The organism is Entomomonas sp. E7T21 (assembly GCF_058693955.1).
This window is the reverse complement of the sequence record NZ_CP191672.1, coordinates 1,252,383-1,267,715: the sequence shown is the minus strand read 5'-3', so window position 1 is coordinate 1,267,715 and position 15,333 is coordinate 1,252,383. Positions and strand designations below refer to the sequence as shown.

Annotated in this window: 10 protein-coding genes; 1 reads left to right on the top strand and 9 read right to left on the bottom strand. The window is 35.2% G+C overall.

Translation table 11 applies throughout. The annotated features are described in order from the left end of the window. Positions 1-284: 284 nt before the first annotated feature. Positions 285-1,844, top strand: a complete 1,560-nt coding sequence (gene garD, locus ACQVD9_RS06040) for a galactarate dehydratase (RefSeq protein WP_264745175.1) — start codon at positions 285-287, stop codon at positions 1,842-1,844. 24 nt (positions 1,845-1,868) lie between these two features. Here the strand turns inward: garD and ACQVD9_RS06035 are convergent, their stop codons facing one another. The 9 genes from ACQVD9_RS06035 to tssI all read right to left on the bottom strand — a co-directional run bounded on the left by ACQVD9_RS06035 (position 1,869) and on the right by tssI (position 14,640). Then, a complete protein-coding gene (locus ACQVD9_RS06035; protein WP_264745174.1) occupies positions 1,869-3,068 on the bottom strand; it encodes a sugar diacid recognition domain-containing protein in 1,200 nt (399 codons plus the stop codon). Positions 3,069-3,261: 193 nt separating this feature from the next. Next, a complete protein-coding gene (rsgA, locus tag ACQVD9_RS06030) occupies positions 3,262-4,335 on the bottom strand; it encodes a ribosome small subunit-dependent GTPase A (protein WP_264745173.1) in 1,074 nt (357 codons plus the stop codon). A 358-nt stretch (positions 4,336-4,693) separates the two neighbouring features. Then, positions 4,694-5,473: a hypothetical protein gene (locus ACQVD9_RS06025; protein WP_264745172.1), complete on the bottom strand. Its 780-nt coding sequence runs from the start codon at positions 5,471-5,473 to the stop codon at positions 4,694-4,696. Next, positions 5,460-6,233, bottom strand: coding sequence for a hypothetical protein (locus ACQVD9_RS06020; RefSeq protein ID WP_264745171.1), 774 nt, complete (start codon positions 6,231-6,233; stop codon positions 5,460-5,462). Before ACQVD9_RS06020 ends, ACQVD9_RS06025 begins: the two co-directional genes overlap by 14 nt. Before the next feature lie 29 nt (positions 6,234-6,262). After that, positions 6,263-7,039: a hypothetical protein gene (locus ACQVD9_RS06015; RefSeq protein WP_264745170.1), complete on the bottom strand. Its 777-nt coding sequence runs from the start codon at positions 7,037-7,039 to the stop codon at positions 6,263-6,265. A gap of 38 nt (positions 7,040-7,077) precedes the next feature. Continuing rightward, on the bottom strand, positions 7,078-7,830 hold the full coding sequence (locus ACQVD9_RS06010; protein ID WP_264745169.1) for a hypothetical protein: 753 nt from the start codon (positions 7,828-7,830) through the stop codon (positions 7,078-7,080). A 5-nt stretch (positions 7,831-7,835) separates the two neighbouring features. Further along, positions 7,836-11,600 carry a T6SS effector BTH_I2691 family protein gene (locus ACQVD9_RS06005; protein ID WP_264745168.1) on the bottom strand — a complete coding sequence of 1,255 codons (3,765 nt, stop codon included), beginning with the start codon at positions 11,598-11,600 and terminating at the stop codon, positions 7,836-7,838. Beyond that, positions 11,600-12,466 (bottom strand): DUF4123 domain-containing protein, encoded by an 867-nt coding sequence (locus ACQVD9_RS06000; protein ID WP_264745167.1) that lies wholly within the window; start codon positions 12,464-12,466, stop codon positions 11,600-11,602. The genes ACQVD9_RS06005 and ACQVD9_RS06000 overlap by 1 nt, the downstream gene beginning before the upstream one ends. Then, positions 12,466-14,640, bottom strand: coding sequence for a type VI secretion system tip protein TssI/VgrG (gene tssI / locus ACQVD9_RS05995; protein ID WP_264745166.1), 2,175 nt, complete (start codon positions 14,638-14,640; stop codon positions 12,466-12,468). Before tssI ends, ACQVD9_RS06000 begins: the two co-directional genes overlap by 1 nt. Between the last annotated feature and the right edge of the window lie 693 nt (positions 14,641-15,333).

Here is a 15,333-nt window from a genome sequence, read left to right as displayed (position 1 = left end):
TTATAATTTAACGCTGAAATCAAATGTAACACCTGCTTTGCTTACAAAGCATTAGGCAAACGCCCAATATTTTTATAGTTTCTATTTTTTTTAATGGGCAGATACACTAACAATCTCTAAGCTCCCTGTCCTGCAATATATAACCTATATCCACTAGGCATATTCACTAACATTGCTGCATATCTAGAGGCAAAATTGTTAGTTTGCACACTGTTATTTAGCAAAAAATCACATAAGATGATACCAATCCAAAAACCAATAATTTATAAGGTGAGGAAACACGCATGACTGATGAGACTACTAGCACACCTCTATATATTAAAGTTCACCCCAGTGATAATGTTGCAATTGTTGTTAATGACCATGGTCTACCTACAGGCACTGTCTTTGCAGATGGTTTAACACTGGTTGAAGATATTCCTCAAGCACATAAAGTAGCACTGACAGATATTGCTGATGGTGAAGCCTTTATCCGTTATGGCGAAGTTGTTGGCTATGCCATTGGCAATGTAAAAAAAGGGAGTTGGGTACATGAAGGCATAACCCGTATGCCAACAGCGCCAGAACTACATGAACTGCCTATAGCCACCAAAATACCAAAACCTCTTCCGCCCTTAGAAGGCTATACTTTTGAAGGCTATAAAAATCCAGATGGTAGTGTTGGTACTCGTAATCTATTAGGGATTACCATGAGTGTTAACTGTGTATCGGGTGTTGTAGAGTATGTCACTAAAATAATTGAACGTGATCTGCTGCCTAAATACCCTAATGTGGATGGTGTTATCCCTCTTACCCACCTTTATGGCTGCGGTGTTGCCATTGATGCGCCAGCAGCTATTATTCCTATCAGATCAATTCATAACTTAGCTAAAAACCCCAACTTTGGCGGTGAGGTAATGGTTGTTAGTTTAGGTTGTGAAAAATTCCAACCAGAACGGTTGCTCAAAGGCACACCTGATACACAACCTATCAAACTAGTTGATGCCGATGATGTGGTGGTACTACAAGATGAACAACATCATGGTTTTCAATCCATGGTTGAACATATTCTAGCGGTAGCAGAAAGACACTTAGCACGTCTCAACCAAAGAAAACGTGAAACAGTCCCTGCCTCCGAACTTGTGGTTGGTATGCAGTGTGGTGGAAGCGATGCTTTCTCTGGCGTTACAGCCAATCCTTCAGTTGGTTTTGCTTCTGATTTATTAGTACGTTGTGGTGCAACCGTTATGTTCTCTGAAGTGACAGAAGTACGTGACGGGATCCACTTACTCACACCACGGGTAGCCAACGAAGAAGTGGGCAAAGCACTTATTCGAGAAATGGCATGGTATGACGATTATTTAAATGCTGGCAAAGTAGACCGCAGTGCTAACACTACCCCAGGCAATAAAAAAGGGGGCTTAAATAATATTGTAGAAAAAGCCATGGGCTCCATTGCCAAATCTGGCACCAGTGCTATTGTAGAAGTATTATCACCCGGCCAACGCCCCACAAAACGCGGCCTAATCTTTGCCGCTACTCCTGCCAGTGATTTTGTTTGTGGCACACAACAAGTCGCCTCTGGCATTACTGTTCAAGTATTTACCTCAGGGCGTGGTACACCTTATGGTTTAGCCGCTGTACCTGTTATTAAAATGGCCAGTCGCAATGCTATTGCAGATCGCTGGTTTGACTTAATGGATATCAGCGCAGGTGATATTGCATTAGGCAAGAAAACTATTGAAGACGTAGGTTGGGAATTATTTAAAATGATCTTAGAAGTAGCCAGTGGCAAAAAACCTTGGTCAGATCATTGGGGACTACATAACCCACTGGCTGTATTTAATCCAGCTCCTGTAACATAATACAACCCATTACATGGGATCGAGTTAATCATCGATCTCATGTAATGCATCTTCTACAGCATTAGTGCCATCCAACTGCAAAGCAATATACATCAACAACCTATCATCCAATAACTCAATATCCAAGCCTGTAATAGAAGCCACTTTAGTTAACCTATACTCCAAAGTATTACGGTGAATATGCAAGGCTTTAGCGGTATTACCCATTTGCAGATTATGCTTAAACCAAGCATGCAATGTTTTCTGTAATATGCCATTGCTATCTTGAGCTTTTAACTTATTTAAAGGAAGTGAAAATTCTGAAGCAGTCCAGCCTGAGTTTAACGAATTTAACAACACAGGTAAGGACATTTCTTGATAATAATAGTTTTTTACTTCAGGCTTACGTTGCTTACCTAACATTAACGTAGTATAAGCAGTCTGGTATGAGTAGGCTAAATGATTGCTACCCATACCCTCCTTAAAATAATGCCCTAAAGCCGTTCTAATATTTAACTTACTACGTTGCTCACTTAATAACACCAACTGAGCAAGCCTTGCCTTATGCTCTTCTATATCCCAACGTCCATACTGGTTTAATGCAGGCGACAAGACAATCATTTCTGTTAGCGAACGAATAGCAAATAAACAACCTATATTTTGTGCAACCAGATAATCTTGCAGTAGCTTAATTTCATCAATGGCTACTTCTACTTTTAAATTTTCGCTATCAATACCAACAACTATCGCCACTCGTGGCACATTTAAATCAATACCTAAACGCTGTGCCCACTCAAAATGCCGTTTAGATAACTCTTTAGACTGCAATAGATCAAGCACCAGCTCCTCTCGTAAACGAGTTTCTTGAGCGACGCTACGCAATAACTTAGCTTGCTCCATCATCATCACAGCAGACATACAAACTAATTCGCCAAACTGTTTTAAATGCGCAGGTTCCCCTGTTAATCCAATAACACCAACCACTTCATCATCAATAATTAGAGGCAAATTAACACCCGGTTTAACACCGTGTAAATCACCACTCATCTTTGAATCAATAGCTATCATACGACCTAATGAAAGAGCCATCATCGCCCCTTCATGTAACTCACCTATTCGCTCAGGATCACCACTCCCTATGATCAAACCATTGGTATCAATAATATTCACATTACAACCAATGATCTTCATTGTTTTATCAACAATCTGTTGAGCTAATTCCGAAGTAAGAAGATAAGCACTCACTAAAGTACTCCCTAAGATAACAATCTTTCCCCAACTTAATTAACCTAGTTTACTCCCAAAATCCACAAAAGATAATAACAACTTTATTTATATAAATTTGTGCGTTTAGTTATCCAATACTAACTATTAAAATACTAAGCAAAAATAAAGGGGAAAAATTCCCCCTTTAAAAAGTGCTTAATATAACAATATGTTAGTTATTGCGATTATTTTTAACATGACGACGCAGCTTACTAAATTCGCTAACACTGCCAAACATATTATTAATTTTCGCATGTTCTAACTGACGTGAGTTTAGTCCCTCATACTGAGTTTCCCTTGCAAGTTTTCGATAGCTCTCCAACCGCTCCAATGATAATGTACCATCAGAAATCGCTTGTTGAACTGCACATCGATTTTCACTGGTATGTGTACAATTTCTATATTTACATTGTAAAGCCAATGATTCGATATCTTCGAACGCTTTAGCTAGATTTCCCGTATCTAACTGCAACTCACGCATTCCTGGTGTATCGATGACAGCCCCACCATTAGGCAGTACTAATAACTGTCTTGATGTGGTTGTATGTCGACCTGAATCATCACTACCCACTGCTTGAGTTAGAAATACATCCTTACCTAGCAGTTGATTAACTAATGATGATTTCCCAACACCTGACGAGCCTAAAAAAACAACCGTTTTCTCCTTACTGAGATAAGGTGCAAAAACCTTATAATTATCAGACTGTAGAATAGAAGTAACTAACACATTTACACCTAAACTCACCGCCGCTACTTGTTGCAGTTTATTTGCTAAATCAGCACAAAGGTCTGACTTTGTCAAAACAACCACAGGTGTTGCTGTACCTTGCCAAGCAATCGATAAATAACGCTCTAAACGACGTAGATTAAAGTCATTATTTAATGACATACAAATAAAAATATAATCAATATTCGAAGCAACAATTTGTACTGTGTTTTGAGTTCCTGCTGCCCTACGCTCAAATGTAGTTTTTCTTGGCAAGATATGATGAATAATAGCTGTTTGTTCAATATCAGCTAAACTAACCATTACCCAATCGCCAACCACAGGAAAATCTGTATTGGTATTAGCGCAATGGATAAATTTACCAGATACTAAAGCGTGTGCTTCACCATGCTCAGTAATAATTGTATAAATATTACGATGTTGCCCAGTAACTCTTGCTAGCGTTAATTCTGGGAATAGCAAAGCGTCTTGTTCGAAACGAGATGATAATCCGTAACTTGTTAACTGTTGATACGGCATTTAAACCTCCAAATCAATGTATATATTTGGAGGAAAAAAGTTTACTTGACCTCTTCCTCCATCATTGTTTCAAAAATGAAGGTCACTACAATATCCCTAAACATACTCTTCTCCTTTGCAGGATTAACAATAAATTTATTTAACTATATAACAGTATATTTTATAGCAATTATAAGATCAAAGGTAATTCTAGTGATTATCTAAATAAGAGGAATTGTAGGTAAAACACTTAAAAAAGGCTCATTGGTTTGTTGCCATTCTATTTTAGTTTGCATTTGTTGGTTAAAATTAAATATTTTACTTAACAACTTTTTTAGCATATTTAGATTCTTTTCATAAAAATATTTTTTAGTAGAGGTTACTCTTCACTATAAATAATCGATAAATTATTATGTTCTGCTTGTTGTTTTATAAACGCTATTAAATCGTCTTTATTATGTTTGTTATAAAATAAATCTGTATTTTGTTTTTTATGATAAAAATTTGTACCCCATATATAGATTATATTCATTGGCTCAACTATCTCTATCTTTGTAACTTTATCCCAGCTTGTTAAAAGATGTTTATAATCAAGATGACTTGCAATATAACCTTTAGAAAATAAGGTAGCACCTGCCAAGATACCTACACCAACTATACCCCCAAAATTAACTGGGATTAGTGTAGGATTTACTATACAAACAATCACCAATAGAATACCAACTAACCAAAGAAAAACTAGAGAAAAGAATTTTATAAATAAAATACCATCTACCCAGCTTGCAAGTTCAATATTTTTAATTGTGATTCGATAATAGTAAATTTTTCCTCCTAAAAAAGCTAAATATAAGCTAGTTGAAAAAAAAAATATAATTCCCCATAAAATTATTAACATTAATATTTTTATTAATAATGATTCGTTATAGGAAAAAATATCTTTAGAAAAAAATATTCCCATCAATACAAATAAACCTGATGTGGTATAACCAAAAACTTTTTTTAGTAGCAAATCCTTTTTATTATCTACTAATCCTCTTTTACTCCATTGCAACACAACAGACTCATTGGTTACTTCCCACTCAGTTTTCTCTATTAACTGCTGGTTATAATTAAATAAGTTAAATAATTTTCTAATCATTTTAATATCAATCAGGTTCATAAGCTCGACCATAAACCACTTCAATATGGTTAATAGTTGCTTTTTCAGTTACAAGTTGAACTAATTGATTAAAATTTTCTTCTGTACAAAATAAATTAAAAAGTTTACTTCGTTGTTTTCTGCGATTAAAACTTTTAGCCACTAATAAAATAAGCTTTCTTGAGTTATCTATTTTTAATTCCTCTACTGTATTTAAATAAGTAAATAAATGTTTATATTTAAGATGGGTTTCTAAATAACTTTTAGAAAATAAAGTAGCACCTGCAATAAGCCCAACCCCAACCATACCACCTAAACTAATTAATAAAATAGCAGGATCAGTTATAAATATAAAAACTAAAAATAAAAAAACAACACATAGAAATATTTGCATAATTTCTTTAAATTTTGGTAATCCCTCATTCCAACTTGCTAATTCAATAGATTCCTTGGTAATACGATAAGTATAGAATTCGCCACCTACTGTATAAAAATAAGACATAAAAATTATTGGACCTGCCATAATTCCCCCAATACACATTATGCCAATAATATCTAATTGATCCTTAGCCGCTATTAAAAGAAGAGTTGTAGGGAAAATACCAAAAAGAAGAATAATACCTGCAAATCCTAATTTCCCTAATAATATTTCTCTTTTATTTCCCACACGTCCTCTAGCAGTCCAACTAAATAAGATAGGCTCATCTGTTTGTTGCCATTCTATTTTAGTTTGCATTTGTTGGTTAAATCTAAATATTTTACTTAACAACTTTTTTAGCATTATTTTATTTCCTAAAGGGTAATTATTTACTACCCCCAAGTTTCACAATAATGAATTCCTTTTTCTAACTCTTCTTCATTAACTTGTTGCTGTATTAGTTTAACTATTTCATCAAAAATCTCTGGATTACAAAATAAATTAAATAGATCAACCCGCTGTTTTTTATCATAAAAGTCTTTTCCCCAAACTAATATAATTGGTTTTCCTCTATTATCTATTTCTATCTTTAGTAGGCTATCCCACCGAGTAATCATATGTTGATAGTTAAGGTGACTTTCAATATAGCCTTTAGAAAACAAGGTAGCACCTGCCAAGATACCTACACCTGCCATCCCCCCTAAACTTACTAATAATGCCGTAGGTTCTGTAATAAATACTATAACTAGAAAGGGAGTTATTATAATAAGTAACCCTTGAGCTAACTGCTTACCAAATAATAAGTCTTCTTTCCAACAGACTAACTCTAATTCTTTTTCTGTAATACGATAAGTATAAAATTTAAATTCAAATATTCCAAAATAGCCAAGCGTAACAAATGGAATATAAAAAACAAGCATAATTAATAAACTTATTAAAGAATCCATCATTGTCTTAGAAGCAGTCAAAAGCAATATTGATGTAAAAATTATAAGACATAAAAAAAAGCCATAGAATGTGATTTTTTTCCAAAAAATATCTTTCTTATTTCCTATAATACCCCTATTTGTCCAACTTAATAAAATAGGTTCATTGGTTTGTTGCCATTCTATTTTGGTCTGTATTTGTTGGTTAAAATTAAATATTTTACTTAACAACTTTTTTAGCATATTTAGATTCTTTTCATAAAAATATTTTTTAGTAAAGGTTACTCTTCACTATAAATAATCGATAAATTATTATGTTCTGCTTGTTGTTTTATAAACGCTATTAAATCGTCTTTATTATGTTTGTTATAAAATAAATAAAATAAATCTGTATTTTGTTTTTTATGATAAAAATTTGTACCCCATATATAGATTATATTCATTGGCTCAACTATCTCTATCTTTGTAACTTTATCCCAGCTTGTTAAAAGATGTTTATAATCAAGATGACTTGCAATATAACCTTTAGAAAATAAGGTAGCACCTGCCAAAATACCTACACCTGCCATCCCCCCTAAACTTACTAATAATGCCGTTGGCTCTGTAATAAATACTATAACTAGAAAGGGAGTTATTATAATAAGTAACCCTTGAGCTAGCTGTTTACCAAATAATAAATCTTCTTTCCAACTAACTAGCTCTAACTTTTGAGGTGTAATATGGTAATTATATAGTTTACTTTCCATAATACCCCAATAAATAATAGGAGCTAATGGTAATAAAATTAATAAGAAAACCATGCTGTAAATTAATAAATTAACTACTGATGTGTTATTTCCCATAAAAAGTATAAATGAAAAAATACTAAAAAATATCCCAAATATAAAAAAACACATAAACTTACGATACTTTAAATCAGACCCAACCCATTGTATTCCTCTCTTTTGCCATTGGAATAGAATAGGATCATTGTTTTTTTCCCAAATAATACTTTCTATCATTTGCTTATTGTAGTTAAGTAATTTTTTTAACATAACTATTATTTCCTATCAGTAATAGGCTGCCCTACCATCAATCTGTAAGTTTTTAACTGGTTAGCGTATTGAGGATTGTTGATATGGAAACCTGCTCCATCCTGCTTGCCTTCATCAATAGTAAGATGTCTAGGCTGACTCTTGCCTTCTATTGTACCTATTGTACCTGTCTGTAATACTTGTTGATAGCTAAAATCTATATTTTCTGGTTGACCTTCTATACCTGGTGCATTAAGTAAGCTAGCGGGTTGATTAAAGTTCATTGGGAACTCCAGTTTAAAACTAAGGATAGTATCAGTAGTAGACTCATAAGCTACCCAAGCGGTATAGATATAGCGTTTAAAATCATCATGGGCTTCATAATCAAAAGGTTCTACCCTGTATTCAGAGGTGGCTGGTGGATTAAGAGGTAAACCTTCTCCTAAAGGCTTATTAGGATCTGTCCAGCTACCCCAACGTTCAAGGGTATCAGTAAAGGTTTGATAGCCTTGTTCTAGTGGTACATCATCACGAAAGAATATTCGATCTTCCATTAGTAGGGTTTTTAGGGTAATGGTATTGCCTTTTAATTCTACAGGTAAGGCAAACTGTAACCAAAAACCCGTTATTTTTTGGTTGTGGTATAGAATATCTCCTCTACCACCGTATTGTGGACCTTTATATTGCTGGGTATAGGTTAGATGTACGGCTGGCTCTAGTAAAATTTTATACAATGCTTTTAACTCGGTAAGTTGGGTTTGTTCATCATTACCCTGTGATTCACACTTTGTTCCCCAAATACATTTATCTAACCAAAGGGCTAGTCCCTCTCTATGGAAGTATTGTGTCCAAATAGTTGCTACCAAATAAACAATACCTGCAACAAATAATACAGGTGTAACCCATGTTCCTACTACAAAAGCACAATCAAACAGTAAAAATAAGATAGCATTACTTGCTGCAAATGTACCAACTCCACCAGAAACAATAAGTGAAACTAATTTTACTACTTGTCCTGCCCCTTCAAACCAATTTGATGAGTTCTCAACATCTTTCCAAGTTGTTCCAATTTCTGCTAAAGCGCCTACCGCCAATAAACCATTTAAAATACCCACCCGTGCAATTAGCTTAGGAGCTATTCTTGCTAATCCAGTATTTTGAGCTGCTAAATCTTTAACTGTTAAACTAAGCAGTTTTCTTGCATTTTGATTACGAAGAATATCATTAGTGCTATCAATCACGCCCCTAGCCAATTTATAATAGCGATCCCATACTGGCCCCATCCAGAGAGTCATCACAGATTGGCCTAGATACCCAATATTACTGGTAATCGTTAGGGTATCTTTGGTATTACTGAAGCTTTTAGCTTGGTTAATGGCCTCCGCTGTATTGTAGAGATTCCATACCACCGCCACTAAGGGTAAAAAGTTAACTTTGACTTCATTAGTAAATCGGCTAACAAAGCGGCTCGCCATACTTTTAGCCTCTAGTGCTGAATGTGCTCGAGCATAGGCACGCTCCATTGCTTCGTATTGGCCACTTTGGCGATAGAAAAATTCTTCTGTACCTACTGATGTATTAATAGTTCCTGCTGTTGCTACAAAAGGAATAGGTTTTTGTGCATTTCTTAGTGCAAGTTGCCTTTGTAATTCTGTACGCTGACGTTGATTTGCCCTTATTGTTTCCCTATCTCGTAAGTGTTCTTCTTTAGTCGTGCGCCCTTTGCTACTCAGTTCTACGTTTTGTTGAGAGAGTGCTTTAATATCGGCATTTAATTTACGTACATCCTCAGCCCAAACAAGAAACTCTTCTCTAAAACGAAGATTTTTATAGAAGCTCATATCATTAGAAGGCGCTAGAGTAATTACGCTTGCATAGGGTAGTAGTTCATTGGGTTGCATTAAAGCAAATTTAAATAGGCATTCTAGTACCATATTGTTATATGCTTTACCTAGGGCATTACCAATAGACATGCGCTGCATAACTGCATAGCTACGCTTGGCAACATCATTAAGCTCTCTAAAGAATGGTAAATCTTTTAAATGTTCATTGGATAAGGCGCCTATGGTGTCATTAACTCGGCTAAAGATGTTATAGCCTAGTTGACTACTCATTTCTACTCCACCTGTACCTGATTTATCACCTGTTTGGTTGATGGCTAAATCTTGGCTAGCTTCACTCGCTACACGAACAAAAAGTTTGTAGAGGTCTTCATTAAAGTTAAAAAAGCTTAAGCCAAAAAGGGTGTTAGGTTTTTTGAGTTGTTCAAACAGCCATTCACTGCCTTGACTATTTTCTTGGATAAGGTTAATAATTTTTTCTGCATTAACAAATAGTTCTGTTGAATGTTGAAAAACAGTGGTGTCATGGAATATTTCATCGGCATCAGGAGATAGTTTATCTAGCCATAGCACAAGATCTGCAATCATATTATCTGTGCAGTATTGGTAAGCTTTTAATGCTTGTTCTCGTTTAACCAAATGGTCTAATGCTTCTTCTAGTTTAAGGTGACGTCTTAAATTAGAACAACGATCCCACTCAATTACTTTATTTAACCATAAGATAGTTTGTGTTTCACCTGTTGCACTGGTAACGGTAGCACTTTCTTTAGGCTCTCCCCCTTTACTAGCCCATTTAGCTTGAAATGCTCTTGCTACACTATTAAATTGTTTTTCAGAACCACTAAAACCGCCCCAAGGTGCAGGAGGATCCATCTCAGCAGCCACTCTATTTTGCTCACGTTCTAGATAGGCATTGTATGCCGCATCTAGGTAGCCTAAACTTACTAGATCTTTTAGATATTGGTATTTTTGTTCTTGATCTTCTTTAACTTGGTCTGGAAGAAACTCATCAACACCCAAGCCGCTTAGGCTAATGGCTATTTCTGCAATACGCGTTTTACGTTGGTTTTGCTCTTCGTAGTTGGTCTTTTCTGTTACTACATAGCTTAAGCCCAATAATAGGTCATCTATAATACCGAATGGGTCATCTAGTGCGGCAATAATATCTGCTTGTTTGTTATCTGAGGCAGCTAAGATTGATATATCTGGTATATTGCTAACAAGTTCTCTAGTTTCATTTATATGTTCTACATTTGATGTTGTTAAACTTGATTTGAAATTAGTTTGCGGTTGACCTTGAAAAATATCTGCTACATTTTTTGCAAGGTTTTCTAGTGTGTCAGTATGTTCTGGCAGGTAGTTTGGCAAATTAAATTTGCGCATCCATTTGCTGCTATTTACAGCAGATTGCATTTTTTCACAGATACGCCATGACCATTGCACAGATGAGTAGGCCATATACACTACAGTATTAGGAACTGTTATTAACTGACTCGCTTCCCCTGCTGCTGTTCTTTCGTCTTTATCTTTATTTGCTTCTAGGTCAACCTTGATAAACTCTGGTTTACCACCTACGCTTTGAGCAGGTTTGATTTGGTATTCTTCCAGTTTATTTTGACTTGTCCAAACATAAAGCCAGCCTGAACGTAGTTGCCGTAAGTTGTAGTTACGGCTGCTAAGGGTTGGTAAGAGTGTATCTAAATCTGGGTGTTTAGCTAGCCATTCTTTGCTTAAGCCATGCTCACTTGCGGTAGTTATTATTTTTTTCCAATCTTGTGGCTGATCTAGTTGAGATAGGTCTTCTAAAAAGAAATTTTCATCTACTGCATAGCGTACAGGAAATATTTTGATTTCAGTAACCTGATTAGGACATTGACCACTTCCACTTGCAGTATTATCGTGCCTAGCTCTTACTGTATCATTTCTATTAGTTTGTGCTGTATTTCCCATTATACTATCTCCATTGTTACTGCTTCACTAGGCTGGGTACGCTCATCAAAAAAATGTTGTATATTGACTTCTGCTGGAAGCCCTTTGTACTTTGGTTGCGATGCCAACCAGCTTTGATAAATGCCTTGTGGTTTGGATGCAAAATCATTACCAAACTCCATAGCCATGACATACCACATTGCATAGCTACGATTACTAATAACACCAAATTCTGTCGCTTTTTTATGTTGCAATTCCATCCATTGGCTAATTTTGCTTTCTGGCTGATTTTCAAAGAAATTAGGCATTATTTCTAGGCAAGTTTCATAGATTTCATTTTTTAATTTGAAAGCAGCCGCATTATTAAGTGCCTCAACTTGAGGTTCATTTAGGTAGTCAAGCTGAATCTTTAAAGGTTCTGTTTGTGGATTTTCAAAAGTTTGCCACTCTATAGCTGGTTGTTGCCACTTAGCAACTGGTACAGGCACTTGCCATGTATTAATAGGCCCCATGATGTCTGGTAGTGCATTTTGCCCATAGCTATTTAGCCAATACCAAGTAATTAGTGGGTCTGCAAATCTAAATAGGGCTTTGCTATTTGTTTCATCTGTCACTGTAATTATCTGTTTTAGATGATCTGCTACTGTTTGTAGATATTCATTGCTATGAATAATGGTTGCACTGTTAGTCCAACTTTGTTTTATTTCATTAATTAAATTAGAACCATCTAACGCTGATACCAATATTGGACCAAGATCATAATTGTCTTTATAGGGCGTATTGATATACAGTGGTATGGTTTGTAATGGTTCCTTTTTTGAGTACAACTCACGTATTGCTGTTTGTCGCATAACTCCGTCAACAAGTGCATAAGTATATCGAGCCATTATGCATTTTCCTTAGCTTGTGCAGCCATTTGTTCGCAAATCTCACAACGAGGTTGAGCTTTCAATAAAGCTTGCCGTTGCGCTACAGGTGAACTAGTTGACTCTACAGCCTTATTTTTATTTAAAGGCAGTAATGGCGTTGCTGGCGTACCTGCCATTGGAACACCACCTGTCCATACTGGCATGGTCATCCAGATACCTGCTGGATTTAATACAATATGTTGACCACCTGCTTTTAGGGTTAAACTTAAACCTCCATCAATAACTGTTTGCATACCTGATTTAAGATGGATTTCTTGCCCCGCTTCAATAGTTTGCACTGTACCAATAGTGGTATGTTCACTTATCCCTACTGTTTTATGATCGTTCATCATTATTTGAGTTTTACGATCTAACTGAGTTAAATGGTGTTCTTCACTTTGTTGGTGCTGGTAACGGTTCTTAACAATCGTTTCGCTATGTTCATTTTGAACCTGAAGATGTGAGTTATTGTTGACCTGCACAGTGTGGTTATTTTTTGTAAGCTGATCAAAATCTTTTTGGGCTTGTACAAATATTTGTTCTTGCCCTGCCTTGTCTTCAATACGAAGCTCGTTAGAACCTACACCGCCTTTTGAAGAACTGGTTTTAAATACACTTCTAGTCTTGTTGGCTGGTAGATCATAAGGTACTTTATTAACACCGTTATGGACTGCCCCTGTAATTACAGGGGAATCTGGGTCACCTTCTAAGAAGCTGACCATTACCTCCATTCCAACTCTAGGAATAACTACCGTACCATAACCATCATGTGCCCAGTTGCTGGCTACTCTGATCCAATAAGAGCTATTTTCATCATAAGAGCCTTCTCTATCCCAATGAAATTGTACTTTAACTCGACCATACTCATCACAGTAGATCTCCTCACCTGCAGCACCTGTAACAATAGCTGTTTGTGATCCTAATACTTGAGGTTTTCTATGTAGTCTTGCTGGTCGGTAAGTAACTGCCTGTGGAGTAGCAACTAGACAATTACGATAACCTTGTCGATAGTCTTCATAAGGGAACTCTAACTCTTCAACAATAGGATGTCTAAAATACTTCTGAAGTGTATTGTATAATGCTTCAAGGGTAGTTGTATTGGCCGAGCTCTCCCCTCCCCATGCTTCTAGTACTTGAGGTTGTCTTGCCTGATGGAGGATTTGTTTAACTAGCCATGGTTGTGTGGTATCTAAAGTATCTAATGCTGGATAATCTTCTATTATGAAGAAGTAACCTGCGTGCAGCGTTGGTACATCAGAGTAAGCTTCCGCTAGAATATGACTTGCTCTTAATCGTTCAATCTCTATTTTTGAAAGTTGGTCAGCTTTGGCTTTATCCATATGTGGATTTGGATAATCGTAGCTTTCTAGATCTGGTTCTACTGCTTCATTAGCTTTTTTACTAAGTTTCCCTTCTGATGTACCCTCGGGGATTTTCATATTAGTAAAATTATAGTTTCTAAAACTCGCTGTTTTAGTAGCGCTACTTAATCCTACATCAAAACGCTTAAGCACAGGATGGTCTGCTACAAAACCTGTATCACTAGCATAATGAATTGCTTCTGCTAGTGAGGGTAGAAATGGTTGAGCATCACTAAAAACCATTTGATGTGAGGTATTGGTAAAGTTATATGTAATACCCCATCCTTCTTCTTCACATAAGCGATGAATGAAGTCAGCATCATTCTCATCATACTGTACACAAAACTCACGAGGTGCATAAGTTTCTTTAAGTTTAAATTCAAAACCATTTTTATCACCTTGTTGCATGGCATGCTCATTGAGAATAGAGGTGATAATTTCTGGTACTGTTTTTTCAACCCAACGACGTTGGTTTACTCTTTTGTAAAGATGACTAAAACGAGGAGCAAGTATTACTTTGAATTGAGCATAGTGATTACCAACAGCCCCACGCTTTACACTATGAATAACACCATGAATCCCTTGCTGGCCATCTGCTGTAAATGAAAGATAAGCTGGTTTGGAAAGAAGCTGTGTTATATCAAATCGTAAATGATTATGAACAAGTGTAACTTCAAAGGCATACTCAGCATTCATTCCTTCAATACCATCAAAACTCAATACTTGCAAACCAGAACTCTCTAACCCTTCTATTTGCAATGAGTAGATGGTTTCATTAGCTACACTAAACACTTTTTAACTCCTTCAAACCGCAATAGCCAAATACATCAATATCATTTTATTTATTCAATATTAAATAAAACTTAATTATGCTACTAAACTATCTCTTATTATTAGACTATAGTATAAAGACAATTAAACATTGATAAAAGCAATAGCTTATTAATTTTCCATGCAATGATTTAAGACTTTGATATTGAAGTAATTTTTATCTTTAATATTATTTACCTAATAAAATAAGAGGCTCTCTAAATATAATGAAAGTCATGGTTGTTATACTCTAGACAAAGTCCATATTATTCAAAATTGAGACAGGTTTAATCTTCAATTAACCTTTTAAAAGAAAATTTTTAATCACTAAAAACTTATAAATCAAAATATTTAACTTAAAAAGAAATAATATTGTAGCTATTTTGCTTTCTAAACAATGGTATGAGTTTTTCTTAAAATATGTTTATAATCATTATATTAAAGATTAATTAATACTCATACCACATTGATATTAGTCTAGTTATAATGTGAACTCTAATAGGTATTATATTCATCACATAATCAATAGCTTATATATCATTAACCCAATATAATGTATAAGACATTGGTATAATTATCATTAATATCTTACTAGGTTACTCTGTTAGTCACATTTTTGTAGATTTTCTTCTACAAGGGTGTGTTTTTTTAATCATCGAAATTATGGAGAAATGA

Excerpts from the sequence above, each read along its gene's own strand:
- garD (WP_264745175.1), top strand. The coding sequence starts at position 285 with ATGACTGATGAGACTACTAGCACACCTCTATATATTAAAGTTCACCCC.
- rsgA (WP_264745173.1), bottom strand. The coding sequence starts at position 4,335 with ATGCCGTATCAACAGTTAACAAGTTACGGATTATCATCTCGTTTCGAA.
- ACQVD9_RS06025 (WP_264745172.1), bottom strand. The coding sequence starts at position 5,473 with ATGAACCTGATTGATATTAAAATGATTAGAAAATTATTTAACTTATTT.
- ACQVD9_RS06020 (WP_264745171.1), bottom strand. The coding sequence starts at position 6,233 with ATGCTAAAAAAGTTGTTAAGTAAAATATTTAGATTTAACCAACAAATG.
- ACQVD9_RS06015 (WP_264745170.1), bottom strand. The coding sequence starts at position 7,039 with ATGCTAAAAAAGTTGTTAAGTAAAATATTTAATTTTAACCAACAAATA.
- ACQVD9_RS06010 (WP_264745169.1), bottom strand. The coding sequence starts at position 7,830 with ATGTTAAAAAAATTACTTAACTACAATAAGCAAATGATAGAAAGTATT.
- ACQVD9_RS06005 (WP_264745168.1), bottom strand. The coding sequence starts at position 11,600 with ATGGGAAATACAGCACAAACTAATAGAAATGATACAGTAAGAGCTAGG.
- ACQVD9_RS06000 (WP_264745167.1), bottom strand. The coding sequence starts at position 12,466 with ATGGCTCGATATACTTATGCACTTGTTGACGGAGTTATGCGACAAACA.